Origin of the sequence: Ottowia sp. VDI28 (assembly GCF_049532675.1) — a bacterium.
In the GTDB taxonomy this organism is placed as follows: Bacteria; Pseudomonadota; Gammaproteobacteria; order Burkholderiales; family Burkholderiaceae_C; genus Ottowia.
Window position 1 is genome coordinate 1401172 of record NZ_CP149820.1, and the last position, 25888, is coordinate 1427059.

The window sequence follows — 25888 nt, forward strand, 5'->3', positions numbered from 1 at the left end:
GAATCTCGTCAGTGGGCCGTAGTTTTGGCCGGATTTTCCGCAGGATTTCTGCACCTCGATTTTTAAGGAACAGGCAAGTGAATTTCGTGATGGCGAACTGGGCGCTGATACTTCTGGCGCTCGCCTCTGGCGGCATGCTGGCGTGGCCCCTTATCTCGGGTGGCCGGAGCGCCGGCGCACTGACACCTTCCGCGGCGGTGCATCTGATGAACCGCGAGAAGGCCGTGGTCATCGATGTGTGCGATGCCGCAGAGTACGCTGCCGGCCACATCGTGGGCGCCAAGAGCATTCCCATGGCTGAGTTGGAAGAAAAGCTGCCCAAGGTGGTCAAGAACAAGGCGGTGCCGGTCATCATGGTGTGCGCCTCGGGCGTGCGCTCCGCCCGCGCCGTCGGCATCGCGAAGAAACTTGGCTATGAGCAGGCCCAATCGCTCGGCGGCGGGCTGAAAGCCTGGCGGGACGCTAACCTGCCGGTAGAAGCGTGAGGTCCGCGCCCACTTCCCGGCGCGGCGGCTTCCGCCTCGCCGGTGCGGCGCTTGTCTGCGCGCTCATGTGGAGCGCGTCATGGGCGGCCGCGCAAGCACCCGACAAAGGAAAAACCATGCAACCAGTCAAGATGTACGCTACGGGCACCTGCCCTTATTGCATTCGTGCCAAGCAGATTCTCAAGGCCAAAGGCGCCCAGATCGAGGAAATCCGCGTCGATCTCGATCCCTCCCAGCGCGCCGTGATGACCGAGTTGACTGGCCGGCGTACGGTGCCGCAGATCTTCATCGGCAGCACCCACGTGGGCGGCCACGATGATCTGGTGGCGCTGGATGCGCGCGGCGGGCTCGATCCGCTGCTGACACCGGCACAGTGACTTTCTGTCACGGCCTGCTGAGATAATCAGGGCTTGTGTCGTCATTTCCGCGCAGGCGGGAAGCCAGTGCAGCCTTCGAAGACCCTCTGAATTCCCGTCTGCGCGGGAACGACGGGCACGAAGGCCCGACCTATTTTTTGCAAACTCCAACCGAGAATTTTTATGGCTGATCCCGTGTTCAACATCCAGCGCGTCTACCTCAAGGAGGCTTCGCTGGAGCAGCCCAACTCGCCAGCCATTCTGCTGGAAACCGAGCAGCCCGCCGTGGAAATCAACCTCGGCATCAACGCCGAAAACGTGGCCGAAGGCATTTTCGAGATCTGTGTCACGGCCACCGTGCAGACCAAGATCCAGGACAAGACCGTGTTCCTGGCCGAGTGCAAGCAAGCAGGTATCTTCGAAATTCGCGGCATTCCAGACGACCAGATGGGCCCCATCGTCGGCATCGCCTGCCCGCAGATCGTCTACCCCTACCTGCGCGGCAACGTGGCCGATCTGGTGACCCGTGCTGGTTTCCCTCCCGTGCATCTGGCCGAGATCAACTTCCAGTCCATGTACGAGCAGCAGCAGGGTGCCAATGCAGCGCCCGCGGTCACTCAGTAACCGTCCGTCCCCTTGGCGGCGGCGCGCTCTACTATGAAAATTGTAGTTATTGGCGCGGGCGCCTTTGGTACGGCCTTGGCCGTGAGTGCCTGCCGCAATCAAGCCGGGCACGCCGTCGAACTCTGGGCGCGCGACGAGGTCCAGGCTGCGGCGTTGCAGGCCGAGCGCCAGAACGCGCGTTATCTGCCGGGTATTCCGCTGCCCCATGCGCTGAAGGTGCGTGGCGGTCCCATTGCCACGTTGGTCGCCGGGGGCGGCTGGGCCGATCTGGTCGTCGTGGCGACGCCCATGGCGGGACTGCGCGAAATACTTACCATCTTGCGCGGCAGCAGCGCGCCCATTGCCTGGCTCTGCAAGGGGTTCGAGCCCGCCCGTGACCCGGCAGCCGCGCGCCCTTTCGGCTTGCTGCCTCATGAGGTGCAGCGTCAGGCGGCGCCCGAGCTGCTGGCAGGCGCCCTCAGCGGACCCAGCTTCGCGCAGGAAGTGGCGCGCGGTCAACCCACGGCGCTCGTGGCCACCAGCCGTCACGCGGGGGTGCGCGATGCCCTGGTGGCTGCTTTTCACGGCCTCACGCTGCGCGTCTATGCCAACGATGATCTGCCGGGCGTCGAAGTGGGCGGAGCGGTCAAGAACGTGCTGGCAATCGCCACCGGCCTGGCCGACGGCATGAACCTGGGGCTGAATGCGCGCGCTGCGCTCATCACCCGCGGGCTCGCGGAAATGTCCCGTTTTGGCCAGGCCCTCGGCGGGCGCGCCGAGACCTTCATGGGCCTTTCCGGCCTGGGTGATCTGGTACTGACCGCCACCGGCGATCTCAGCCGCAACCGCAGGGTCGGCCTGCTGCTGGCCGAGGGCAAGACACTGGAAGAAGCCGTCAAATCCCTGGGCCACGTGGCTGAAGGGGTGTACTGTGCCCGCACGGTGCTGGAGCGGGCGCGCCACGTGGGCGTGGAAATGCCGATCACCGAAAGCGTGGTGGCGCTACTCAACGGTGAACTCAAGCCGATCGAAGCTGTGGTCGCCCTGATGGGGCGCGATCCAAAGGGCGAGTTACTCTAGCGGGCAAAAGCTGTTGGACGGAGCGAGCACCCAAAGAAGCTCCGGGCCACACCTCTATCCCCGTCATTCCCGCGCAGGCGGGAATCCAGAGGGCGGTGGAGAGGTTGAACTGGATTCCTACTGGGGCATCCCACGTTGTCAAGCGAATATGGTTGTTATTTCTGATGGTTCTGATGGTTTAGTTGTTTATTACGGAGCTGACTGCAAGGACACTGAACTGAACGAAGAAAGACGGCCTACCTACTGACGGTCTTGTTGACGAGCTACGAAGAGCTTGGTGTCGGACCCAGATACGAGCCGCTCAGCGGAGGCTCCCATTCGCCTTTCGTGGCCTGAACAGGCCACCTGGAATCCATCGAGCTTATCCGCTGCCGGTCTAACCTGTTCAATTGATCTGCGAAGTGCCGTCCTGTTGAAACATCATTTTTTTGATAAACGAAACATGTGTCGATCTACTTCTACGTCGGTTTGACGCTCACATGATTGGCCACAAATGGCTGGCCTCGCGTGAACATCGCCCATAGAATGCGGGCGTTCTTGGCTGCCAGCGCGACAGCCGCCTTTTGCCAGCCCATGCGCTCACGCAACTGCTGCGCCCACAGCCACACTCGCTCCTGGCGTGGCTTGCTGCAGTGAATGGCCGATTTGGCGCCCTGCACCAGCAGCATCCGCAAATACGTATCTCCCTGCTTGGTAATGCCGCCAAGGCGGCTCTTGCCACCGCTGGAGTGCTGCGAGGGTGTCAACCCCAGCCAGGCAGCAAACTGCGCAGCCGTTTTGAACTGACTGAAGTCGGCCACGCTGGCCACGAGCGCCGAAGCGCCTATAGGCCCAATACCCAGTAGCTGCTGAGCCTGCTGAGCTCGACTGTCTTGCTTGATGTGTTGTGCAATGCGCTGCTCGCACCAGCCAATGTCCTGATCAAGCTGGCGCCACTGCATTTGCAGTCGCTCAATGCTTAATCTCACCAGCGCGGGCATCTCGTTGCTGGCATCCTCGTTGAGCTGGGTCAGCTGCTCCTTGAGCTTGCCCACCCCTTCAGGACACACCAGACCAAACTCGGCCAGCAGTGCACGAATACGGTTGATGCACGCAGTTCTGTCTTTCTCCCAGCCTTGACGCAGGGTGTGTACACCCAGGATCGCTTGCTGCTCGGTCGTCTTGATCGGCACAAAGTGCATTTGCGGGCGGCTGGCAGCCTCGCACACCGCCGCAGCATCATTGGCGTCATTCTTGCCTTTCTTGCCCTGCAAACGGTATGGCGCCACTAGATGAGGCGCGATCAGGCGCACCTGCAAACCAAGCTGGCTGAGCCGGCGTGCCCAGTGATGCGCTCCAGTACACGCCTCCATCACCACCAAACAACCGGCAGGCAACTTCGCGCACCAGGGCAGGAAACCTCGCCGCGCTAGCGCTCGGCGCACCAACACACCTGCCTGAGCATCCACCGCATGCACTTGAATCAAGTTCTTGGCCAGATCCACTCCAACTCGTGTAATCTCACTCATGGGACTTCTCCTTACTCTTTAGATTGACGTTCGCACCTCAATCTTGGCGCTTCGACGCCGTTCCTGGTAAGTGGGAAGTCCCCTCGTATTCGCCTGCGGGGGAATGACGGAGGAGGTGGCTGTGGAGTCAAAAAGCAGCCATTCCACACCAAGAGCGCGGGCTGCCTGTCAAAACTCCAAGTTGTCAATCAACCGCGTACTCCCCAGCCGCGCTGCCCCCAGCGCCACCAACTGGCCTGCGCCGTCACCTGCCTGCGGTGGCAGCAGATCGGCACGCCTGCGCACCGTCAGGTAATCAGGCTGCCAGCCGAGCGCTGCCAGCGCCTGCATGGCCGCCGACTCCAGGGTCGGCAGTTGGGCCGGTGAAGCCGCCGCCGCATCGCGTGCCAGGGCCTGCAGCGCCTGCGCCAATTGCAGGGCGTGGCTGCGCTCCTCGGTGCTGAGATAGCCGTTGCGGGAGCTCAGCGCCAGCCCGTCGTCGGCGCGCTCGGTCTCATGCCCGGCGATGTCGATCGGCAGGGCAAACTGCTGCACCATGCGGCGGATCACCATCAGTTGCTGGTAATCCTTCTTGCCGAAGACCGCCGTGCCTTGCGCCTTGCCGGCAAACACGGCCATGAACAGCTTCATCACCACGGTGGCGACCCCCGTGAAGAAACCCGGACGGAATTCCCCCTCCAGCAGATCGGCCAATGCCGGATCCGGCTGCACCTTGAAAGTTTGTGGTTCGGGATACAGATCGCGTTCGCGTGGCGCGAAAAGCACGTCGCAACCGGCGGCTTCCAGCTTGTCGCGGTCGGCTTCAAAGGTGCGCGGATAGCTGTCGAAATCCTCGTGCGGCAGAAACTGCAGGCGGTTGACGAAGATGCTGGCCACCGTGGCGTCACCCAGCGGCTTGGCCTGCGCGACCAGCGCCAGGTGCCCGGCATGCAGGTTGCCCATGGTGGCCACGAAAGCGGGGCGGGTGGTGTGGCGCAGCGCATGGCGCAACTCGGCGATGGAGTGAACGGTTTGCATGAATAAAAAAATCAGTTCTAAAACGTTTTTCGTAAGCTAGGCGTGTGGATCCCTTCGGACAATCATAAGTTTTTGCCTGGAGGAAACCGCTACTCATGAGCACTCTCGCCATTGTCCTATCGCTGCTGCTGCTGATGTTCCTGGCCTATCGCGGCTACACCGTGTTGTTATTGGCTCCCATCATGGCAGCGTTGGCGGTGCTGCTGTCGGGCGAGATCACGCAGATGTTGCCGATCTACACTGACACTTTCATGCGCGCATTGGGTAACTATGTGCTCGCATTTTTCCCTATCTTTCTGCTGGGGGCGCTGTTTGGCCAAATGATGGCCGACTCCGGCGCCGCCACTGCGATTGCCCGGTGGATCGAGCACACACTGGGCAGCAAGCATGCCATTTTGACGGTGGTGCTGGCTTGCGGCATTCTGACCTACGGCGGCGTGTCGCTCTTCGTGGTGGCCTTTGCCATCTACCCAATCGCCAAGTCGCTGTTCCGCGATGCTGACATTCCCAAGCGCCTGGTGGCGCCGGCCATTGCGCTCGGCTCGTTCACCTTCACCATGACGGCGCTGCCGGGCACGCCTTCCATCCAGAACGCTCTTCCGATTCCGTATTTCGGCACCAATACCTTCTCGGCGCCGGGCCTGGGCTTGATTGGCGGCTTCATCATGTTCGCGCTCGGCATGCTGTGGCTGCGCTCGCGCGAGAAAAAAGCGCGTACCGCAGGCGAGGGGTACGGAGATCACGACGATATCGACAACGACCCGCGCGGCATGGTCGGAGAGGCCGACATGAGCGGCGACGCCAGCCGCACCATGCCGCTGGTGCTTGCGCTGCTGCCGCTTGTGCTGGTGATCGGTATCAACGCACTGTTCACCTACAGCATTTTTCCTGGCATGGATTGGGGTTTCCTCAAGGGGCGTTTCCCACAATTGGACCCGGCCAAGCAGGCGGGCATGTGGGCATTGATCGTCGCGCTGACCACCGCGATCATCGTGCTGCTGGTGGTGGGCATCGGCCGCTGGGCGAATCTGCAGCAGACCATCAACAAGGGTGTATTGGGCTCCATGCTGCCGATTTTCAACACGGCTTCCGAGGTGGGGTATGGCGCGGTCATCGCCGGCCTGGCGGGCTTTGCCATCATCCGCGACGCGGTGCTGAACGTCTCCAGCAATCCGCTGATTTCCGAGGCGGTGGCCATGAACGTGCTGGCGGGCATTACCGGCTCCTCCTCCGGCGGGCTCTCGATCGCCCTGCAGACGCTGGGCGCGGACTATCTGCGCATGGCCAGCGAAACAGGCATCAGCCCTGATCTGTTGCACCGCGTGGCGGTGATGTCGGCGGGCGTGTTCGATTCACTGCCCCACTGCGGCGCCGTGATCACGCTGCTCTCGATCTGCAAGCTGACGCACAAGGAGTCCTACCTCAACCTCGGCGCCATGACGATCGTCGTGCCTTTGATTGCCCTGGCGGCAGTGATCGGCCTGGGAACGGTTTTCGGCAGTTTTTGATTCAGAAGGCCGCGGAGCAGGCCATTCGGGAATGCCGGGGAGGGAGCTTGGCCCGGCCGTAAGCGCCTCAGGGGGAGCTTGGTTGATAGGCTAGGCGAACGTAGATCGGCGCGAACGCCTCGGCTTGGGTAATTTCCACCAGGGTTTCTTTGCCCAGTTCCAGGAGGGCCAGCAGCGTGACCACCAGCACGGGCGCCCCCTGCTCGACGTCGAACAGCTCCTCGAAAGGCGCAAAGCGGCGGCCCTGGAGCTTTTTCAGCACCATGCTCATGTGCTCGCGCACGCTCAGTTCCTCGCGGCTGATCTTGTGGTGGGCCACCAGCTTCGCGCGCCCCAGGATGTCCTGCCAGGCGGCCTGGAGGTCGCCGATTTCCACGTCGGGAAAGCGGGGCTGCAAGCTCTGCTCGACATACACCTGCGCTTTCAGGAAATCCCGCCCATGCTGCGGCACCTCCGACAGGCGCGCCGCGGCCAGCTTCATGCGTTCGTATTCGAGCAGGCGGCGCACCAGTTCCGCGCGCGGATCTTCGGGCTCCTCTCCCTCGGCGGCCTTGCGGGGCGGCAGGAGCATGCGCGATTTGATCTCGATCAGCATTGCCGCCATCAGCAGATACTCGGCCGCCAGCTCCAGGTTGCGGCTGCGGATTTCGTCGACGTAGCTCAGATACTGCCGTGTCACCGCAGCCATCGGGATGTCGAGGATGTTGAAATTCTGCTTGCGGATCAGGTAGAGCAGCAGATCCAGCGGGCCTTCAAAGGCTTCGAGAAAGATTTCCAGCGCATCCGGCGGGATGTACAGATCCTGCGGCAGCGCAAACAGCGGCTCGCCATACAGGCGCGCCACGGCCACGTGGTCGATCACCTGGGGGAGGCCACTTCTTCCGCTGGCGCGGCGGCCAGCAGATCCGCGGCGTCGGCGGCCGGTTTCATTCGGGGCAGAAAGCGCGTGTTTACCGGTCGGCCGCAGGGGCGTTTTGGTACACGTAGGGCTTTTGCGGTACGCGGCCGGCACGAAACTCGGATTGCAGATCCCGATCGATCTGGCGGTCCCACAGCAGGGCACGGCCCTGGCGCTGGGATTGATCGAGCCCCGGCTTGTCGTGCTTGAGTTGCGCGATGAAGTCAGTGGTGTCCGAGGTGTAGTGAGGGCGGCGGAAAAAGTTGGCGAGGGACATAGATTTCTGTCGGTTTTTGCTGACGGCAAAGCAGGAACTCAAACACTACACTGCCAGCATCTGTTGATTGCCGTCGATTTTACCGGTACCTGCCCATGCAAAGTCTTTTGCACTTTTCTCTGTCCTTTTCCCGTCACGTGGCCGGTGCGCTGCTGGCCATTGGCCTGCTGGGCTTGGCGGCTTGCGATCCGCAGGCCATCCGCGAGCTGGAGGAGGGCGTTTCGACAGAAGCGGACGTCACCGCCCGCTTCGGCCAGCCTGAGCGCGTCTGGAACGGCTCCGGCGGCACGCGCATCTTCGAATACAACCGCCAGCCCGAGGGCACGCAGAACTACATGATCAGCATCGGGCCGGATGGCAAGATGAGTGCGCTGCGGCAGGTGCTGAATCCCGACAACTTCGGCCGCGTGCGGCCGGGCATGGGAGTCGAAGAGGTGCGGCAGATGCTGGGCAAGCCGGCCAAGCAGGTGCCTTATAAGCTCAAGAATGAGGTGATCTGGTCCTGGCGGTTCCTGGACCCTTCCGACAGCGCGAAAAAGATGTTCCATGTGGTTTTCAGCCCGGACTACCGGGTAATGCGGACTGAAACAGGGCCTGATATGGATGGGCCTGAGATGCGTGGTGGCGGCTAAGCTCAACAGGCTCCGCTGCCTTGCTTCTTCTCCGCAAGACCCTTCGCACCTTCCTGGAGCGTATGGACGTTCTTACAGCGTGATACCTGTTTCACGGATCACGCGGTCCCACGTGCCGACTTCCTTCCTGATGCGATCGCGTGCGTAGGCGGTGTTCTCTGTCACGACTTCCACGCCAAGTGCTGAGAAGCGGCTATTGACCTCGGGCTCACGCAGCACGGTATTGAGGTCTGCATTGAGCTGGTTCACAGCCGCCAGCGGGGTGGCTGCCGGTGCCGCGATGCCGAAAATGGAAACCACATCGTTGCTCATTTTCACGCCTTGCTCGGCCAGCGTGGGCACACCAGGCAGCGCCGCCACTCGGTTCGGGCCCGCAATGGCGAGCGCTTTGATGCGGCCGGTCTTGAGGTTGTTGATGGCCGTGGTCGTGTTGACGAACATGGCCTGGATCTGTCCGCCGATCAGGTCCGTCACGCCGGGGGTGGAGCCCTTATAGGGCACTGCCAGCATGTCGGTACCCGTGGCTCGCTTGAACATTTCGCCTGCGATATGCTCCAGGGAGCCATTGCCGGTCGACGCGATCGAGAAGCCGCCCGGTTTGGCCTTGGACGCCTTGATGAAGTCCTGCAGGGTGTTGACCCCCAGGCTTGCCGGCACGATGAGCACATTGGGCAAATAGCCCACGATGGCGACGTGCTGAAAGTCCTTCAGCAGGTCGTAGCCCATCGTGGCATCCATCAGCTTCTGGTTGATCGCGTAGGTGGTCAGCGCTGTCATCAGCAGCGTAGCGCCATTGGGCGGCGATTTGGCGACATACTGCGCGCCGATGTTGCCGGAAAACCCCGGTTTGTTGTCCACGATGACGGAGTTTCCGCGCAAGGCGCCCAGGCGCTGCGCAAGCACCCGTGCCATGGCGTCCAGCGAGCCGCCGGGAGGGTACCCAACGATGATGGAGGCATCATTGCCTCTGTTCTGTGCGTGGACGAATCCGGCATGAGCAGTCAAGGGCGCGGCTGCAGCGGCCAGGAGCCGGCGGCGGGAGATGGTAAACATGCCTAAGATGCCTTTCTGTTGTCTGATGGAAGCGCGAGCGCCTGTGCCAATTCACGCGCCGAGCAAGGAGGGGTTGAGCGGAGTTGACCGAGCAAGCGGCGGGTATGCGCCGCGCCGAGGGCTGGCCCGGCGCAAGCCGTGAATTTGGCTTCATGCTGGGCAGCTGAGAGCGGCATGCTGGGATGGCCGAGCGGCTTGGCTTGGCGCTGGCGGAAGATTTCCCTGCCGTCCCTCAGAACGGTCAGTTCGGCATAGTCGCCGTTGCCCGGCGGAAAGTCTTGCCCCACCGATAGGTGCACCTGACGGGCCCATTCGCGCAGACCTGGGCGTAAGAGCGCCTGGTCGGTGAAGTCAGCCACACCCTGAGTGCCGTCGCGGGCGGCCACTGCCACGCAGTACTCGACGTGAAACTTGGCGGCCAGTCCTGCGGCGGGCCAGCTCTTGCCGCGGGCGGCCTCCAGGCGCTGGCTGATGCCGCAGCGCAGTTCCAGGGATGACGACTGATGGCCAGCTGAGAAAAGCCTCTGGGCCCGTGCCTGCAGCACCAGATCGATCAGTGCATGCATCAAGGAGCAGGTAGGGTATTGCTTGTAGACGATTCCGGGCGTGAGCACCTCGAAGCGTTCGCCCAGGCCGTGCAGGGCGCGGGCTGCGTCTGCGCTGCCATCGTCGCAGAAGAGTTGCAGAAACCCCTCATGTCCTTCCAATGCCATGGGGCTGGCCGTCATGCCGGCGGCGGCCAGGCGGGCTGCCTGCATGCCGCGCTGAGCGGACAGGCCTACCTGCAGTGCCTTGGCCATGGTGCCGAAATTCGCGCGTAACCCGCCAGCCATGGAAGCGGCCAAGGCCAGGGCACGAGTGGTCTGGACGCCATCGAGCCGCAGCAGCCAGGCACAGGCCGCTGCCGCGCCCACGGTGCCCAGTGTGCTGGTCGTGTGCCAGCCCAGTTGCGAATGCCGGTCGTTGACACCACGCCCCAGGCGGCCCGCCACTTCCACGCCCGCAACATAGGCAGTCAGGAGATCCTCGCCGCTCGCGTTCACCATCTCACCCAGTGCCAGGACGGCGGGTACCAAGGGCGCGGAGGGATGTCCCCGCATGGATTCGTGTGTATCGTCCAGCGAGTGGGCATGGGCGGCGCAGCCATTGATGAGCGCGGCTTCGCCGACATCGGCATGCCTGGTGGAGCCCCAGAGGGTGCAGATGCCGTCCGGCCGCGAATGCACGGCGGTGGCGATGCGCGCCACGTCCTCATCCACCCCGGCGAGGGCGCTGCCCAGGCAGTCTGCCATGGCACGGCGCGCTTGCTCACGCGCGGCGGGCGGGATGTCGTCGGGGTGCAGGCCGGCTACGAAGGTAGCCAGCGCCTGCGTCAGGCCGGGGGGATTCATCGGGGCAGGCCTTCCGGAAACCAGGCCGCGACGTGCTGATCCATCTCCTGCAGAAAATGCTCGATGCCATGGCCGCCCGCGCTGTTGCGCAACGCCTGGGCTACGGCGGCCACGCTGCCGCGCGGGACGACCGCCACGCCTTCGCCGCTGGCGCAGACCACATCCCCCGGGCTGATCACCACGCCTGCGCAACCCACGGGTACATTGATTTCCGCAGGGCCGAGCTTGGGCCCCGAATGTGGCGAAACAGCCAGGCCATAGACCGGCAGGCCTTCGGCCTGGGCCTCCAGCACATCGCGCCAGGCGCCATGCACCAGCAATCCGGCCATGCCACGCTCATCACGGGCGTACTTGAGCAATTCAAAGCCGCCCATGCACCATTGGGTGAAGCCCAGGCCGTCCACTACGAGCACGTCGCCCCGGCCTATGTGGCGCACGGCCGCCATCACGCCCAGGTTGTCGCCCGGCGGGCATTTGACGGTGAAGGCCGGCCCGCACAGCGGCAGGGCAGGGGCGATGAGCGAATGGATGGACGGGTGGCAGGTGTACATCCGTCCTGCCAGGTCGCTGATGCGGGTGACGTCGGCACTGGCCAGCGTGGCGACATCTTCGGCGGCGGGCCGCTCGGCATCGCGGTTGAACACGAACGGCGTCAGCGGGTTTTTCCAGCGACGATCAGGGGTGTTCAGGGACATTGGAGGAGTTCCGCAAGCTGCTTAATGAATGCTGCGTATTGTCCCGAGCGCTTCCCTATTGGAAAAGCGATTAATAATAATTGGTTGAATAGAAAAACTTATGAACTTGAGCTGCCTGTATCCGGCTCAAGAGTCGGTGGCCGGGCGATTTCCTCAAGCAGCCAATCCCGGAATGCGGCTACTGCCGGGGCATCCTGTTTGGCTTCCGGGCATACCAGGTAGTAGCCTCGCGTGCTGGGCAACCCTTGGGCCGAGAGGCGAACCAGTTTGCCGCGGGCGATGCCCTCGGTCACCAGAAAGCGCGGCAGCAAGCCCACGCCCATGTGGGCCTGCAGCGCTTCCAGGATCATGTTGAAGCTATCGAAGCGCGGCCCCTGGAAGGCGTTGGCGGGATCCACCTGGACCTCGGCGAACCATTCCTGCCACGCCGAGGGGCGTGTGAACTGTTGCAGCAGCGTGGCGCGTTCCAGATCCGCGGGGGCATACAGGCCCAGCGAGCGCTGATAGTGCGCGCTGCAGACGGGCCCCATGTCGTCGTCCAGCAACTGGGTGCAGATGGCCCCGGACCATGAGGGCTCGCCGTAGTGAATGGCGGCATCGAAGGGCTCGGCATTGAAGTTGAAAGGTGCGTTGCGCGACACGAGGTTCAGGTTGATATGCGCATGCCTCGCGAAGAACCCCGACAGGCGCGGCACCAGCCACTTCACGGCGAAGGTGGGCACAGAGGCGAGGTTGAGCAATTCCCTGTCGCCAGTGGCCATTGCCTGGTGCGTGATCTCCCCTAGATCGCGAAGGATGCGCCTGACTTCCCGGAGATAGCGCTCGCCCGCGCTGGTCAGCAGTACGCGCTGGCGCACACGCGCGAACAGCGCCACGCCAAGCTGCGCTTCCAGGTGGCGCACCTGCTGGCTGACCGCGCCCTGTGTCAGATGCAACTCGGCCGCCGCGCGGCCGAAATTCAGATGCCGCGCGGCAGTCTCGAAGACCGTCAGCGTGGCGGTGGAGGGCAGGCGGATCCGTGTCATTCAAGAGGCTCCGGCTTGAAGGTCCGCACGGCCTCCTCCACAGCAGCCGCCACATCCGGCTGCAGATCGCCCGCCTGAGCTTCCAGCTGCCCCAGCAAACCAGTACGCCGGGCGATATCCAGCGGCTGGTTCATCAATCCGCTCACGATGAGGCGCACGCCCCGCTTGTGGCACGTGGCCACCAGGTTCTCCAGCGCCTCCGCGCCTGTGGAGTCGACATAGATCACGTTCTTCAGGTCCAGCACGAGCGTTTGCGGCGGCAAGTGGTCTTCCAGCGCCTCGACCAGTTTGGTGGCGCCGAAGAAGAGGGCGCCATAGAGCCGCCAAGCCTGCAGTTTCGCCTCATGGCCGGCCAGGGCCGGGTATTCTGCCGCCGTGAGCTGCTCTGAGCGCGAGAGGCTGGAGATGCGGTAGATGAAGGTCAGACAGGCGGCGAATATGCCGAACTGCACCGCGACCGTGAGATCGAACACCACCGTCAGGAAGAACACCGCCAGCAAGGTGATCCGGTAAGGCAGGCGGTAGGTGCGAAGGCGCGTGAATTCGCGCCATTCGCCCATGTTCCAGGCCACGAACATCAGAATGGCCGCCAGGCACGCCAGAGGGATCGAACTGGCCAGGGGGGCGGCGATCAGGATCACCGCCAGCAGGGTGAACGCATGCACCATGCCGGCCACCGGGCTGGTGGCGCCGTTCTTCACGTTGGTGACCGTGCGCGCAATGGTGCCCGTGGCTGGCATGCCGCCGAAGAACGGGGTGACGAAGTTCGCCAGGCCCTGTGCCATCAGCTCCTGGTTGGGGTCGTGCCGATCTCCGATCATGCCGTCGGCCACGCGTGCGCAGAGCAGCGACTCAATGGCGCCCAGAAGCGCCAGCGTGATGGTCGGCATGAGCAGAAAGCGCGCCGATTCCCAGCTGAAACTAGGCAGGGCGAACGCCGGCAGCGCGGCCGGGATGCCGCCGAACTTGCTGCCGATGGTTTCCACCGGCAGGTTGAAAATGCCCACCACCGCCGTGGCCAGCACCAGGGCCACGATGGAGCCCGGCACGCTGGAAAGCTTGTCTCCGAACGGCAGGATCGGCCCGAGACGGGGAATGCGCGCGGCCCCGCGTTGCCAGCCGACGATGATCGCCAGCGAGACCAGCGCCACGCCCAGCGCCCAGGGGTTCAGCGTATGCAGATGACTCCACAGCGCGCCCAGAATGCCGAAGAAATCGCCTGGCATGTGAGGGATCTTCAGGCCCAGAAAATCCTTGATCTGCGAAAGTCCGATCAGCACCGCAATGCCGTTGGTAAAACCGATGACTACCGAGATCGGAATGAAACGCACCAGCGTGCCCAGCCTGAAAAGGCCCATCAGGATCAGAAGCACGCCCGACATCGCGGTGGCGATGATCAGATTCGCTACCCCATACTGCTGCACGATGCCGTAGACGATCACGATGAACGCCCCCGCCGGCCCCCCGATCTGCACACGGCTGCCACCAAGCGCCGAGATGATGAACCCGGCAATGATGGCGGTAAAAATCCCCGCCTCGGGCTTCAACCCGGAAGCAATGGCAAAGGCCATCGCCAGCGGCAACGCCACCACCGCGACAGTCACCCCCGCCGCCACATCCTTGGTGAGCCGCGCCTTGTCATAGTCCTTCAAGGCATCGACAAGACGCGGACGAAAGCGAGGCAAGGCGAAATTCATGCCTTTGAATATATACCCATCTTCCTGAGAGGGATTTGGGCGTTGCGAAGCAGGCCGTGCGTGGTAGCCGCGGAGCTGGCTTTGCCAGGGCCGCTGGCTGCGTCCCCCTCCCGAAGAGAGAGGGGGAAGGCGCGTCAGCGCCTCAGCGGGTGGTTACCCCACCCTCATTCCGGGCTGCGCCCCAGGCCAAGGCTCCAGCACGTAGATGCCCGGGTTTTTCTTCTCGTCGGCGTGGCTGGCAGCCAGCACCATGCCTTCGCTCACGCCGAACTTCATCTTGCGCGGCGCCAGGTTGGCGACCAGCACCGTGAGCTTGCCAGCCAGTTGCTCGGGTTGATAGGCGCTGGCGATGCCGCTGAAGACATTGCGCAGCTTCGGTTGGCCGTCTTCGCTCGTTTCGCCGGCATCGAGCGTCAGGCGCAGCAGCTTGCTGGAGCCTTCGACCTTTTCGCAGGCCACGATCTTGGCAATGCGCAGGTCCACCTTGACGAAGTCATCGATCGAGATCGTGGGTGCGAGCGGCTCGCCGCCAGGGGCGCTGGTTGCAGGCGCTGTACTGGACGCTGAACCGGCGGCGGGCGCTTGGGGCGCGCCAGCCGGAGGTTCGAACAGCGCCTCGAGCTGCTTCACGTCCACGCGCTGCATCAGATGCTGGTACTCGCCAATCTGCGCACCCGCGCCCAGCGGTTTCAGGGCGGCGGCAAAATCCTCGGGCGGCAGTATCAGGAAGAGCGCCACATCGGCCGCCAGCTTGGGCAGGATCGGCTTCAGATAGATGGTAAGAATGCGGAAGGCCTCGATGCACACCGTGCACACATCGTGCAGGCGGGTTTCCATGCCTTCCTTCTTGGCCAGTTCCCAGGGCTTGTTCTGGTCCACATAGGCGTTCACGCGATCGGCCAGCGCCATGATCTCGCGCACCACCTTGCCGAACTCGCGCTCGGCGTAGAGGCCGCTCACCGTGGGAAGCGCATCGCGCAGATGGGTCAGCAGCGCGTCGCCGTCGGCTGAAATCTCGCCCAGGCGGCCATTGAAACGCTTGTGGATGAAGCCCGCGGCGCGGCTGGCGATGTTGACATACTTGCCCACCAGGTCGCTGTTTACGCGCACCATGAAGTCTTCGGCGTTGAAGTCCAGGTCTTCATTGCGCGCCGACAACTTGGCCGCCAGGTAGTAGCGCAGCCACTCGGGATTCATTCCCAACTGCAGGTATTTGAGCGGATCAAGGCCGGTACCTCGGCTTTTGCTCATCTTCTCGCCATTGTTCACGGTCAGGAAACCGTGGACGAACACGTTGTCGGGCACCTTGCGGCCGCTGAATTTCAGCATGGCCGGCCAGAACAGGGTGTGGAAGGTGATGATGTCCTTGCCGATGAAGTGGTACTGCTCCAGGTTCGGCTGCGCCATGTAGGCGTCGTAGCTCTCGCCGCGCTTTTCCAGCAGGTTCTTCAGGCTGGCCAGGTAGCCCACGGGCGCGTCGAGCCAGACATAGAAATACTTGCCCGGCGCATCGGGGATCTCGATGCCGAAGTAGGGCGCATCGCGGGAGATGTCCCAGTCGCCCATCTTGGGCTTGCCGTCGTCGCCGGGGGCGATCCATTCGCGGACCTTGTTGGCCACGTCGCTCTGCAGGCGCCCGTCCTGTGTCCACCTTTCCAGGAACTCCACGCAGCGCGGGTCGGACAGTTTGAAGAAGAAGTGCTCGCTGCTTTTCAGCTCGGGCTTGGCGCCCGTGAGCGCCGAGTAGGGCTCGATCAGGTCCGTGGGCGAATAGACCGCGCTGCAGACTTCGCAGTTGTCACCGTACTGGTCCTTGGCGTGGCAGTTCGGGCATTCGCCCTTGATGAAGCGGTCAGGCAGGAACATGCCCTTCTGCGGATCGAAGAACTGCTCGATGGTGCGGGAGGAAATCAGGCCATCGGCCTTCAGATCCTTGTAGATCGACTGTGCCAGCGCGGTGTTTTCCGGGCTGTGCGTGCTGTGCCAGTTGTCGTGGCTGATGTGAAAACCGTCAAGATACTGCTTGCGCCCGGCCGCGATATCGGCCACGAACTGCTCGGGCGTCTTGCCGGCCTTCTCGGCGGCGATCATGATCGGCGCGCCGTGGGCGTCGTCCGCGCCGACGAAATTCACCGCATGCCCCTGCATCCTCTGAAAGCGCACCCAGATATCGGCCTGGATGTATTCCATGATGTGGCCGATGTGGAACGTGCCGTTGGCGTACGGCAAGGCGGTGGTGACGAAGATCTGGCGCTGCGCGGTCATTCGGGGCTCTCTAGGATGAACCTCTAATTTTATGCGGGCTACTCCACCACCTGTTTTTCCCCTGCATGAGCGGCTTTAGCCGCCCCTGCAGCATGGAATCCTGGCGAACCGCTAGACTCTCGGGAAAAAGGAGAAGCCCCGATGGCTGTGAATGAAGGCGCGCTGATGGCCGCCCTGCAAACCGTGATCGACCCCAATACGGGGCGTGATTTCGTATCGACCAAGCAATTGAAGAACCTGCACGCGGGCGGCGGCGACGTCTCCTTCGACATCGAGCTGGGCTATCCCGCCAAAAGCCAGATCCCGGCGCTGCGCCAGGCCTTGATCGCGGCGGCGAGGAGCGTGGAAGGTGTGCAGAACGTCTCGGTCCAGATGTCGACCAAGATCACATCGCATGCCGTGCAGCGGGGCGTGCAGCTCATGCCCAACGTGAAGAACATCATCGCGGTGGCCTCGGGCAAGGGCGGCGTCGGCAAAAGCACCACGGCGGCGAACCTGGCCCTGGCCCTGGCCGCCGAGGGAGCGAGCGTGGGCCTTCTGGATGCCGACATCTACGGCCCGAGCATGCCCATCATGATGGGCATCAGCGGCCGCCCGGAGACCATTGACGGCAAGACCATGGAGCCGCTGGAAAATCACGGCGTGCAGGTCAACTCGATCGGTTTCCTGGTCGATCCCGACGAAGCCACGATCTGGCGCGGTCCCATGGCCACCCAGGCGCTGGAGCAACTGCTGCGCCAGACCAACTGGCGCGATCTGGACTATTTGATCATCGACCTGCCGCCCGGCACCGGCGACATCCAGCTCACGCTGAGCCAGCGCGTGCCCATGACCGGCGCCGTGATCGTCACCACCCCGCAGGATATTGCACTGGCGGATGCCAAGAAGGGCGTGGCCATGTTCGAGAAAGTGGGCGTGCCCATTCTCGGCCTGGTGGAAAACATGGCGGTGCACGTGTGCACCAACTGCGGCCATGTGGAACACATCTTCGGCGCCGAAGGCGGCAAGCGCTACGCGGCCGAAAAGGGCATCGATTACCTGGGGGCCCTGCCGCTGGCGCTGTCGATCCGCGCGCAGTCCGACAGCGGGAACCCCACGGTGGTGTCCGATCCTGATGGCGAAGTCGCCGGTATCTACAAGTCCGTGGCCAGGCAGGTCGCCCTGAAGATCGCGGCCAAGGCCAAGGATTTTTCGTCCAAATTCCCGTCGATCAAGATTTCTCAGGATACTTGAGACTTTGAACACGCTCTAAGCCAGCCTCTCCTTTGAAGGCTAGCCAGCGCACCGGGCAGACTGACTCCGGAGCTCAATAGGCTCCGAACAAGGTGTCCAGCGCATTGGCGATCAAGTCTGCATCTGTTCGCAGGTTCGCTACGGGCGTTTTCAGTTCAGACAAGGGTATGGCGCCGATGGCGGCTGTATCAAGTACGACGGCCACGCCATCGACTTCCAGTGCGGGGTTGAGATCCCGCATGGGAAGAGACAAGAGGCGGGCTGCCCGCAAGGGCAGAACCACCCGAGTATGGATGCCGCTGATGTACTCGTTTTGTACGTCGAGCAGGAACGGCGTGGCCTTGCGCAAGGCCGGATCAGGGTGCCGGTAGACATCGAAGCGAGCCATCGTTCAGAAGCTCCGGTATTTCGCGAGCGGCAGCCCTTCGGTGGCGATGCGCTCGTTGTACGCCGCAATGGCCTCCTGGTTGTCTTCATTCCAGCGCTCCCAATAACGGCGCTGGACTTCGGCTGCCAAAAGTTCATCCACAGTCTGGGACAAATTCATGCCCATGTTCCGCGCGGCTTCCAGCACCTTGCTGTTGAGCGAAAGATTGGTGGATTTCTTCGGGGCGTTGTCGAAGCGGAGCACGGTGGGCCTCTTCAATCGATTAGCGGATAAATGATGCGCATATTTTATGCGCATCATTTATCCGCCAAGAATTTTTGGGGCTCGCCATGGCCCCAACCCCTGTCACAGATCCCGTGCCAATGAGCCCAGGCGCTTCATCGTGAACTCGAAGTACTCTGGCACACAGCCCAGATGGCCGCGGTCCCCCGTGGTGCAGTCGGTCAGGCTCACGTTCGCGGCACCGGCCCCTGCTCCGGCGCTACGCAGTGCTTGTAGTGCGCTGACCGAAGCACCGTAAGGGACGGTCCGGTCGTCCTGGCCATGAAAGAGGTAGACCGGCGCCTGAGGCGCCCAGCCCAGGTGAACGCTGTGGTCGCGGGCAATCGCGTCCCGGTCATCGGCCAGATAGCGGTCTATGAACAGGGTTTGATAGGCGACATCAGCGTCGCCGGGAAATAGCCGCCCCATGAGCAAGCGGCGGACTTCGTTGCGCACGGATTCTGGCGCACGGCTCAGATTGCCGGGATTGAACAGTGCCCGCAGCCAGCTTGGCAGGCCCTCGCGCAATTCATCCAGTGTGAATTTGACATCATAGGGACCAGCGCCAGGAACAGACGCCACCACTTGCTGAGTGAGCCACCCATGGGTGCCGATACCTTGCAGGGCGCGGTGAGCCGCCATGGTGGCATAACCTCCTTCCGAATAGCCCGCCAGGAAAAGCTGACCGTTGTCGGCCACGCCTTGCTGCCAGCGCCAGGATTGCGCGGCAACCAGCAGATCGACCACGGCGTTGGCGGTCGCCTCGGCGGTCAGGTAAGGGTGTTCCAGGTCCTGGGTGCTGCCAAAACCCACGTAGTCTGGCGACACCACGATGTAGCCTTGCGAAGCCAGCACCATGGGCGGTTCACCGGGTTCAGTCCGGATACTGGGCGCCTCGTCGTTGTGGAAGATCGTGGCGTGCTGGTAGCTGAGCACAGGGCTGGCCGCGCCGGTAGCTTTAGCGGGTACGCTGACCAACCCGGACGCCACTACCCGCTGGCCATTTTTGTCGGTGGTCGTGTATGTGATGCGGTAGTTGCTGACGCCGTAGCGAGCAACAGCTGTGGTCTCGGGGCCTAACCGGCTGTCGGCCAAGGCCGCTTGCACCTGCGTGGCGGTCAACGTATTCACGAATTGCGCTGATCGCAGGCCGCCCTGTTCCTCGGGCGCCGGCATGGGCGGTGGCGCGGGGGCTGGAGCAGGTGCCGGAGGCTCCGCACCGCCGCTGTCGCCACCGCCGCAAGCCACCAGGCTGGCGGATAGGGCAGCCAGCGCGCACCAGCGGGTGAGTTGGCGGAGTCGAGTCAGTCGGGAGGGCGAAATCCGCATGAGGCAATGGGGTCGAAATGTAGACAACCCCATAGAGTAGCCACGCAGACCCTCGCGAGGCGCTCAAGCGCCTACTTAAACCGCTCTTACTTCAGGAACCCGTGAAAACAGCACGTTTTTCGCAGTGTGCGGGCTTCCTTGGGTGCCCTGTGAGGATTTTTTCTACCCGCGTTCTTGCTCTCTCAGCCGGAACCGCTGGATCTTGCCGGTCGCGGTCTTGGGCAGCTCGGTCACGAACTCTATGAAGCGCGGATACTTATAGGGCGCCAGGCGCTCCTTCACGAACGCCTTGAGCTCGTCCTCCGTCACCTTCTGGCCCGATTTGAGCACCACGAAGGCCTTGGTCTTGGTCAGGCCGTCGGCGTCGTCCTTGCCGATCACGGCAGCCTCCAGCACCGCAGGGTGTTGCACCAGCGTGGCTTCGACCTCGAAGGGGCTCACATAGATGCCGCTCACCTTCAGCATGTCGTCGCTGCGGCCGCCATAGGTATAGCTGCCGTCTTCGTTGCGCACGTACTTGTCGCCGCTCTTGGTCCAGCCGCCTTGGAAGGTATCGCGTGTTTTCTGGCGGTTGCCCCAGTACATCATGGCCGCCGATGGGCCCTGGATGTAGAGATCACCCGGTTCACCGTCAGGCACGGGTTCGCCATTTTCACCGCGCAGTTCCACCGTATAGCCTGGCACCGGCCAGCCGGTGGAGCCATAGCGGACCTTGTCCGGCCGGTTCGAGAGGAAGATGTGCAGCATCTCGGTGGAGCCGATGCCATCCACGATATCCACGCCAAAGTGCGCCTTGAAGCGCTCCCCCAGCTCGGCGGGCAGCGCCTCGCCGGCGGAGGACACCAGCCGCATGGCGACAAGCTCACGTGCCGGCAGTTGCGGATGCGCGAGCATGCCCGCGAACCCCGTGGGCGCACCGAAGAACACGGTGGGTTTGACGTCGCCCACCAGGCCGGTCCAGCGTTTGAAGGTGGCTTCCGGTGTGGGGCGCTCGCCCATCAGCAGCGTGGTGGCACCCACGCTCATGGGGAAAGTCAATCCATTGCCCATGCCATAGGCGAAGAACAGCTTGGCGGCTGAGAAGCAGACATCGTCCTCCTTCAGATCCAGCACGCCTTTGGCATAGAGCTCGCAGGTCCAATAAGGGTTGCCATGCGAATGCACCGTGCCCTTGGGGCGGCCGGTGGAGCCGCTGGAATAGAGCCAGAAACCAGGGTCATCAGGGCCGGTGGGGGCGGGTTTGTCCAGCGGCGCGTGGGCAGCCAGGAAGGCTTCGAATTCGATCTCTGAAGGGTGCAGGGGTGCCTGCGGATGCGAGACGATCACTTTCTGCACTTCATGATCGCTCTTGGTCAGGGCGGCATTCAGCGTGGGCAGCACAGCGCCCGATACCAGCACGGCCTGGGCGCGGGAGTGCTCCAGCATGTAGGCATAGTCATCCGCCGTGAGCAGCGTATTCACGGCCACGGGTACCAGGCCCGCGTACATGGCGCCGAGAAAGGACACTGGCCAGTCATTGCCATCTTGCATGAGCACCAACACCCGTTCCTCGCGGTGCAGGGACAGGCTGCGCAGGCCGGCCGCCATGCGGCGCACACGCTCGTCGAGCTGGCCGTAGCTCAGGGTACCGTGGTCGTCGATGAAGGCGGCCTTGCCGGCCCGGCCGGTATTTTGTGCAAGCAGATGTTCAGCGAAATTGAAACGCTCTGGCAGCGGGGCTGGGGTGCTCATGAGGCTTGTCTCCAACAGGTGAATGACTGGCTTGGGATACGAAAGGTGATCCTACGGCGGAGCAGTGGAGCGGGCAACGAGTGAACTGGTCTTCCGGATTTCGTCGTTCACCGGATTGATATTTCACCAACTCCATGTTGAAATGCATTATTCTGCTTGCACTATAACATGCAGTAAAGTGCATATCAAGCTATCCAAAAACAAAGAATGAGCATGGAGATTGAAGAAGCTTCGACCACGGCGGATGCCGGGCGCCATCCTTTTTTGATTGCTCTGGGGGAGCGGGTGCGTACGCTGCGCTCCCGCCGCGGCATGACACGCAAGGCCGTGGCCAAGGCCGCTGAAGTGTCCGAGCGCCATCTGGCCAATCTGGAGTACGGCGCAGGAAACGTGTCGATCCTGGTACTGCTTCAGGTAGCGCATGCATTGCATTGCGAACTCTCTGAATTGTTGGGCGACGTGACTACTTCATCGCCTGAATGGCTGATGATCCGCGAGCTGCTGGAGCGGCGCAGCGAGGCCGACTTGCGGCGCGCCCGCCAGTCGCTGGGCGAGCTGTTCCATAGCCATGGCGTCGATCGCGCCAAGAGTGCGCGCATTGCGCTGATCGGCCTGCGCGGCGCCGGCAAGACCACGCTTGGCAAGCGCCTGGCGGCTGATCTGGGTTATGCCTTCGTGGAGCTGAGCCGCGAGATCGAGCAGTTTGCCGGCTGCAGCATCAACGAAATCCACAACCTCTACGGTACCAATGCGTACCGCCGCTACGAACGCCGTGCGCTGGAGGAGGCCATTCAGATCTACCCCGAGGTGGTGATTGCCACGCCGGGCGGCTTGGTGGCCGATGCCGCCAACTTCAACCTGCTGCTGCAGCACTGCACCACCATATGGCTGCAGGCAGACCCTGCCGAACACATGGCCCGCGTGGCGGCCCAGGGCGATATGCGGCCCATGGCCGCCAGTTCGGAGGCCATGGAAGACCTCAAGCGCATCCTGGCCGGCCGTTCCGCCTTTTATGCCAAGGCGGATCTGCGCTTTGACACCAGCCACCACAAGGATGAAGATGCTTCTTACTTGGCGCTGCGGCAGCTGGTGGGCGAAGCCCTTTCCATTTGAAATAAATTTCTGCACTAAAGTGCATTGACGAATCCGGATTCATGCACTATTATTCATGAACTGGTTTCGCGGCCTTGTCTTGATCGCCCGTCAAGCCAGTGCCACTTCAGAACAATTTCAGCCCCAAGGATTCCACCATGACGCAAGATCTGACTGTCGACTATCGGACCGAGCCGAGCCGGTACCACCACCTCAAGCTGTCGTTCGAGGGCAGCACCGCGCACCTGGCGATCGATATCGACGAAAACGCGGGCCTGCGCCCCGGCTACAAGCTCAAGCTCAACAGCTACGACCTGGGCGTGGATATCGAGCTGCACGATGCGCTGCAGCGCGTGCGTTTCGAGCACCCCGAAGTCAAGACCGTCATCGTGACCAGCGCCAAGGAGAAGGTGTTCTGCTCCGGCGCCAACATTTTCATGCTGGGCGTGTCCAGCCATGGCTGGAAGGTGAATTTCTGCAAATTCACCAATGAAACCCGCAACGGCATCGAAGACAGCAGTGCGCACAGCGGCCTGAAATTCATTGCCGCCGTCAATGGCGCCTGCGCTGGCGGCGGGTACGAGTTGGCCCTGGCCTGCGACGAGATCATCCTGGTGGATGACCGCAACTCGTCCGTCAGCTTGCCTGAAGTACCCCTGCTGGGCGTGCTGCCCGGCACCGGCGGCCTGACCCGTGTGACGGACAAGCGCCATGTGCGCCACGATCTGGCCGACATCTTCTGCACCAGCGTGGAAGGCGTGCGCGGCCAGCGCGCGGTGGATTGGCGCCTGGTGGATGCCATCGCCAAGCCCCAGGTGTTCAAGGAGGCCGTGGCCAAGCGCGCTGCCGAACTGGCTGAAGGCAGCCGCCGCGGCGCCGGCAAGGGCGTGGCGCTGACCACGATCGAGCGCCAGATCGACGGTGACAAGATCAGCTATGCCAACGTCGGTATCGAAATCGACCGCGCCAAGCGCCAGGCCGTCTTCACGGTGAAGGCGCCGGCCGCCGCGCAGCCGCAGGACATCGCCGGTATCGAAGCCGCCGGGGTGGCCTGGTGGCCGCTGGCCATGGCGCGCGAGCTGGATGACGCCATCCTGCACATGCGCACCAACGAGCTGGACATCGGCACCTGGGTGCTCAAGACCAGTGGCGACGCCGCTGCTGTACTGGCTGCCGGCCAAGCGCTGGAAACGCACCGCGAGCACTGGTTCGTGAACGAAACCATCGGCATGCTGCGCCGGACCTTTGCTCGCCTGGACGTGACCTCGCGCTCCCTGTTCGCCCTGGTCGAACCCGGTTCCTGCTTCGCCGGCATCCTGGCCGAGCTGGCTTTCTGCGCCGACCGCGCCTACATGCTCGACGACGAGAACGCCGCCAGCATCATGCTCGACTCCTTCAACTTCGGGCTGCTGCCCATGGTCAACGGCCAATCGCGCCTGGCTCGCCGCTTCTACGAAGAGCAAGGCCCGATGGACGCCGTGCGCGATGCCGCTGGCAAAGCCCTGAGTCCCAAGGAGGCCTTGGCGCTGGGCCTGGTGACCGCCACGCCTGACGATATCGATTGGGCCGACGAAATCCGCATCGCCTTCGAAGAGCGTGCAGCCATGAGCCCCGATGCACTGACCGGCCTGGAAGCCAACCTGCGCTTCGCGCAACGGGAAAACATGCTGACTCGCATCTTCGGCCGCCTGACTGCTTGGCAGAACTGGATTTTCCAGCGCCCCAATGCCGTGGGCGAAAAGGGTGCGCTCAAGGTGTATGGCAAGGGAGACAAGGCCCAGTTCGATCTGAACCGCGTCTGAACCATCCATCTCACGGCCCCACACGCTTCACGATCAACCTTTCCTAGAGGAGATTCCCATGAGCAGCATCGACTACAGCGAAAAGATTCCCAATAACGTCAACCTGTCCGAAGACCGTACGCTGCAGCGCGCGCTGGAGCATTGGCAGCCCAACTACCTCGAATGGTGGAAGGACATGGGACCGGACGGCTCGCAGAATTTCGATGTCTACCTGCGCACCGCCATCAGCGTGGATCCGCAGGGCTGGGCCCAGTTCGGCCACGTCAAGATGCCTGATTACCGCTGGGGCATTTTCCTGAACCCGGCCGAGCAGGACCGCAAGATCCACTTCGGTGACAACAAAGGCGAAGCCGCCTGGCAAGACGTGCCCGGCGAACATCGCGCCAATCTGCGCCGTATCATCGTCACGCAGGGCGACACGGAGCCGGCATCGGTCGAGCAGCAACGCCATCTGGGCCTGACTTGCCCCAGCCAGTACGACCTGCGCAACCTGTTCCAGGTCAACGTGGAAGAAGGCCGCCACCTGTGGGCCATGGTTTACCTGCTGCACCGCTACTTCGGCCGCGACGGCCGCGAGGAAGCTGAAGCGCTGCTGGAGCGCCGCAGCGGTCACGATGACAACCCCCGCATCCTGCAGGCTTTCAACGAGAAGACGCCCGATTGGCTGGCCTTCTTCATGTTCACGTACTTCACGGACCGTGATGGCAAGTTCCAGCTCTGCGCCCTGGCAGAGAGCAGCTTCGATCCGCTGGCTCGTACCACGAAGTTCATGCTGACCGAAGAAGCCCACCACATGTTCGTGGGTGAATCCGGTATTTCCCGCGTGATCCAGCGCACCGTCAATGCCATGAACGAGCTCAAGACCGACGACGTGGCCAAGCTGCGCGCGGCGGGCGTGATCGATCTGCCGACGATCCAGCGCTACATCAACTTCCACTACAGCGTCACGATCGACCTGTTCGGCGCCGACGAATCGAGCAACGCCGCCACCTTCTACAGCTCGGGCCTGAAAGGCCGTTATGAAGAAGGCAAGCGCCAGGATGATCACGCGCTGAAAGGCCAGACCTACAAGGTGCTGAACATCGAAGGCGGCAAGCTGGTCGAGAAGGAAGTGCCGATGCTGAACGCGCTGAACGAAGTGCTGCGCGACGACTACATCACCGATTCCCGTGCCGGGGTCGAGCGCTGGAACCGCGTGATCGACAAGGCCGGCATCCCTGTCAAGCTCACGGTGCCGCACAAGGCGTTCCACCGCAACATCGGTTCGCTCTCCGGCGCCAAGGTTTCTCCAGACGGCCGTGTGGTGAGCGAGCAGGAGTGGAGCCAGAAAGTTGGCGAGTGGCTGCCCACCGACGAAGACCGCGCCTATGTAGCCTCCCTGATGGGCCGCGTGGTCGAGCCCGGCAAGTTCGCCAATTGGATCGCGCCCCCCGTCATCGGCATCAATCGCCAGCCGATCGACTTCGAGTACGTGCGCTTCAACTGAAACCAAAGCGCTGGGAGTGCGCGCCTGAGCTCCAGGCGCGCACATGACTTCTCGCCGCTCGCTTGGCATTCGTGGC

Annotated in this window: 24 protein-coding genes; 10 read left to right on the top strand and 14 right to left on the bottom strand. The window is 62.9% G+C overall.

The genetic code is table 11. The features are described from left to right. Nucleotides 1-77 precede the first annotated feature (77 nt). The 4 genes from WJU18_RS06550 (at nt 78) to WJU18_RS06565 (ending at nt 2524) form a co-directional block, all read left to right on the top strand. Nucleotides 78-485, top strand: a complete 408-nt coding sequence (locus WJU18_RS06550) for a rhodanese-like domain-containing protein (protein WP_423459304.1) — start codon at nt 78-80, stop codon at nt 483-485. 116 nt (nt 486-601) lie between these two features. Further along, nucleotides 602-862, top strand: a complete 261-nt coding sequence (grxC, locus tag WJU18_RS06555) for a glutaredoxin 3 (RefSeq protein WP_423459305.1) — start codon at nt 602-604, stop codon at nt 860-862. Nucleotides 863-1024: 162 nt separating this feature from the next. After that, nucleotides 1025-1465 (top strand): protein-export chaperone SecB, encoded by a 441-nt coding sequence (secB, locus tag WJU18_RS06560; RefSeq protein ID WP_423459306.1) that lies wholly within the window; start codon nt 1025-1027, stop codon nt 1463-1465. Nucleotides 1466-1498: 33 nt separating this feature from the next. Next, nucleotides 1499-2524 (top strand): NAD(P)H-dependent glycerol-3-phosphate dehydrogenase, encoded by a 1026-nt coding sequence (locus WJU18_RS06565; protein ID WP_423459307.1) that lies wholly within the window; start codon nt 1499-1501, stop codon nt 2522-2524. A 458-nt stretch (nt 2525-2982) separates the two neighbouring features. On the opposite strand, the gene WJU18_RS06570 is transcribed toward WJU18_RS06565, so the two are convergent. After that, nucleotides 2983-4032 (bottom strand): IS110 family transposase, encoded by a 1050-nt coding sequence (locus WJU18_RS06570; protein WP_423454084.1) that lies wholly within the window; start codon nt 4030-4032, stop codon nt 2983-2985. A 168-nt stretch (nt 4033-4200) separates the two neighbouring features. Next, nucleotides 4201-5049: a pantoate--beta-alanine ligase gene (gene panC / locus WJU18_RS06575; RefSeq protein ID WP_423459308.1), complete on the bottom strand. Its 849-nt coding sequence runs from the start codon at nt 5047-5049 to the stop codon at nt 4201-4203. A 95-nt stretch (nt 5050-5144) separates the two neighbouring features. On the opposite strand from panC, the gene WJU18_RS06580 reads away from it, so the two are divergent. After that, nucleotides 5145-6557: a GntP family permease gene (locus tag WJU18_RS06580; RefSeq protein ID WP_423459309.1), complete on the top strand. Its 1413-nt coding sequence runs from the start codon at nt 5145-5147 to the stop codon at nt 6555-6557. Between the two features lie 67 nt (nt 6558-6624). Here WJU18_RS06580 and WJU18_RS06585 read toward each other — a convergent pair whose 3' ends face one another. Together WJU18_RS06585 and WJU18_RS06590 are read right to left on the bottom strand one after the other, a co-directional pair. After that, nucleotides 6625-7419 carry a segregation and condensation protein A gene (locus tag WJU18_RS06585; RefSeq protein ID WP_423459310.1) on the bottom strand — a complete coding sequence of 265 codons (795 nt, stop codon included), beginning with the start codon at nt 7417-7419 and terminating at the stop codon, nt 6625-6627. An 88-nt stretch (nt 7420-7507) separates the two neighbouring features. Next, entirely contained in the window at nt 7508-7732 is a 225-nt protein-coding gene (locus tag WJU18_RS06590; protein ID WP_423459311.1) for a DUF3460 family protein, read from the bottom strand. A gap of 95 nt (nt 7733-7827) precedes the next feature. On the opposite strand from WJU18_RS06590, the gene WJU18_RS06595 reads away from it, so the two are divergent. Beyond that, nucleotides 7828-8364, top strand: a complete 537-nt coding sequence (locus WJU18_RS06595) for an outer membrane protein assembly factor BamE (RefSeq protein ID WP_423459312.1) — start codon at nt 7828-7830, stop codon at nt 8362-8364. Nucleotides 8365-8436: 72 nt separating this feature from the next. Here the strand turns inward: WJU18_RS06595 and WJU18_RS06600 are convergent, their stop codons facing one another. The 6 genes from WJU18_RS06600 to metG form a co-directional block, all read right to left on the bottom strand. Then, on the bottom strand, nt 8437-9417 hold the full coding sequence (locus WJU18_RS06600; RefSeq protein ID WP_423459313.1) for a tripartite tricarboxylate transporter substrate-binding protein: 981 nt from the start codon (nt 9415-9417) through the stop codon (nt 8437-8439). Between the two features lie 2 nt (nt 9418-9419). After that, nucleotides 9420-10808 carry an MmgE/PrpD family protein gene (locus tag WJU18_RS06605; RefSeq protein ID WP_423459314.1) on the bottom strand — a complete coding sequence of 463 codons (1389 nt, stop codon included), beginning with the start codon at nt 10806-10808 and terminating at the stop codon, nt 9420-9422. Beyond that, entirely contained in the window at nt 10805-11503 is a 699-nt protein-coding gene (locus tag WJU18_RS06610; RefSeq protein WP_423459315.1) for an RraA family protein, read from the bottom strand. Before WJU18_RS06610 ends, WJU18_RS06605 begins: the two co-directional genes overlap by 4 nt. Nucleotides 11504-11601: 98 nt before the next feature. Further along, a complete protein-coding gene (locus WJU18_RS06615) occupies nt 11602-12528 on the bottom strand; it encodes a LysR substrate-binding domain-containing protein (RefSeq protein WP_423459316.1) in 927 nt (308 codons plus the stop codon). Then, on the bottom strand, nt 12525-14225 hold the full coding sequence (locus tag WJU18_RS06620) for a SulP family inorganic anion transporter (protein ID WP_423459317.1): 1701 nt from the start codon (nt 14223-14225) through the stop codon (nt 12525-12527). Before WJU18_RS06620 ends, WJU18_RS06615 begins: the two co-directional genes overlap by 4 nt. A 153-nt stretch (nt 14226-14378) precedes the next feature. After that, entirely contained in the window at nt 14379-16490 is a 2112-nt protein-coding gene (gene metG / locus WJU18_RS06625) for a methionine--tRNA ligase (RefSeq protein ID WP_423459318.1), read from the bottom strand. Nucleotides 16491-16631: 141 nt separating this feature from the next. Here metG and apbC point away from each other — a divergent pair, with 141 nt between their 5' ends. Then, a complete protein-coding gene (gene apbC / locus WJU18_RS06630; protein ID WP_423459319.1) occupies nt 16632-17723 on the top strand; it encodes an iron-sulfur cluster carrier protein ApbC in 1092 nt (363 codons plus the stop codon). A 73-nt stretch (nt 17724-17796) separates the two neighbouring features. Here apbC and WJU18_RS06635 read toward each other — a convergent pair whose 3' ends face one another. The 4 genes from WJU18_RS06635 to WJU18_RS06650 all read right to left on the bottom strand — a co-directional run bounded on the left by WJU18_RS06635 (nt 17797) and on the right by WJU18_RS06650 (nt 21432). Further along, nucleotides 17797-18111, bottom strand: a complete 315-nt coding sequence (locus WJU18_RS06635) for a CcdB family protein (RefSeq protein WP_423459320.1) — start codon at nt 18109-18111, stop codon at nt 17797-17799. A 3-nt stretch (nt 18112-18114) separates the two neighbouring features. After that, entirely contained in the window at nt 18115-18354 is a 240-nt protein-coding gene (locus WJU18_RS06640) for a type II toxin-antitoxin system CcdA family antitoxin (protein WP_423459321.1), read from the bottom strand. A 102-nt stretch (nt 18355-18456) separates the two neighbouring features. Then, on the bottom strand, nt 18457-19701 hold the full coding sequence (locus WJU18_RS06645) for an alpha/beta hydrolase family protein (RefSeq protein WP_423459322.1): 1245 nt from the start codon (nt 19699-19701) through the stop codon (nt 18457-18459). Nucleotides 19702-19863: 162 nt separating this feature from the next. Continuing rightward, nucleotides 19864-21432: a benzoate-CoA ligase family protein gene (locus WJU18_RS06650; protein ID WP_423459323.1), complete on the bottom strand. Its 1569-nt coding sequence runs from the start codon at nt 21430-21432 to the stop codon at nt 19864-19866. Between the two features lie 207 nt (nt 21433-21639). Between WJU18_RS06650 and WJU18_RS06655 the strand changes: the two genes are divergently transcribed. From WJU18_RS06655 to boxB, 3 genes are all read left to right on the top strand, one after another. Beyond that, nucleotides 21640-22545 carry a helix-turn-helix transcriptional regulator gene (locus WJU18_RS06655; RefSeq protein ID WP_423459324.1) on the top strand — a complete coding sequence of 302 codons (906 nt, stop codon included), beginning with the start codon at nt 21640-21642 and terminating at the stop codon, nt 22543-22545. Nucleotides 22546-22682: 137 nt separating this feature from the next. Continuing rightward, entirely contained in the window at nt 22683-24326 is a 1644-nt protein-coding gene (gene boxC / locus WJU18_RS06660; RefSeq protein ID WP_423459325.1) for a 2,3-epoxybenzoyl-CoA dihydrolase, read from the top strand. Nucleotides 24327-24384: 58 nt separating this feature from the next. Continuing rightward, nucleotides 24385-25812, top strand: coding sequence for a benzoyl-CoA 2,3-epoxidase subunit BoxB (boxB, locus tag WJU18_RS06665; RefSeq protein WP_423459326.1), 1428 nt, complete (start codon nt 24385-24387; stop codon nt 25810-25812). The last annotated feature ends 76 nt before the right edge of the window (nt 25813-25888 follow it).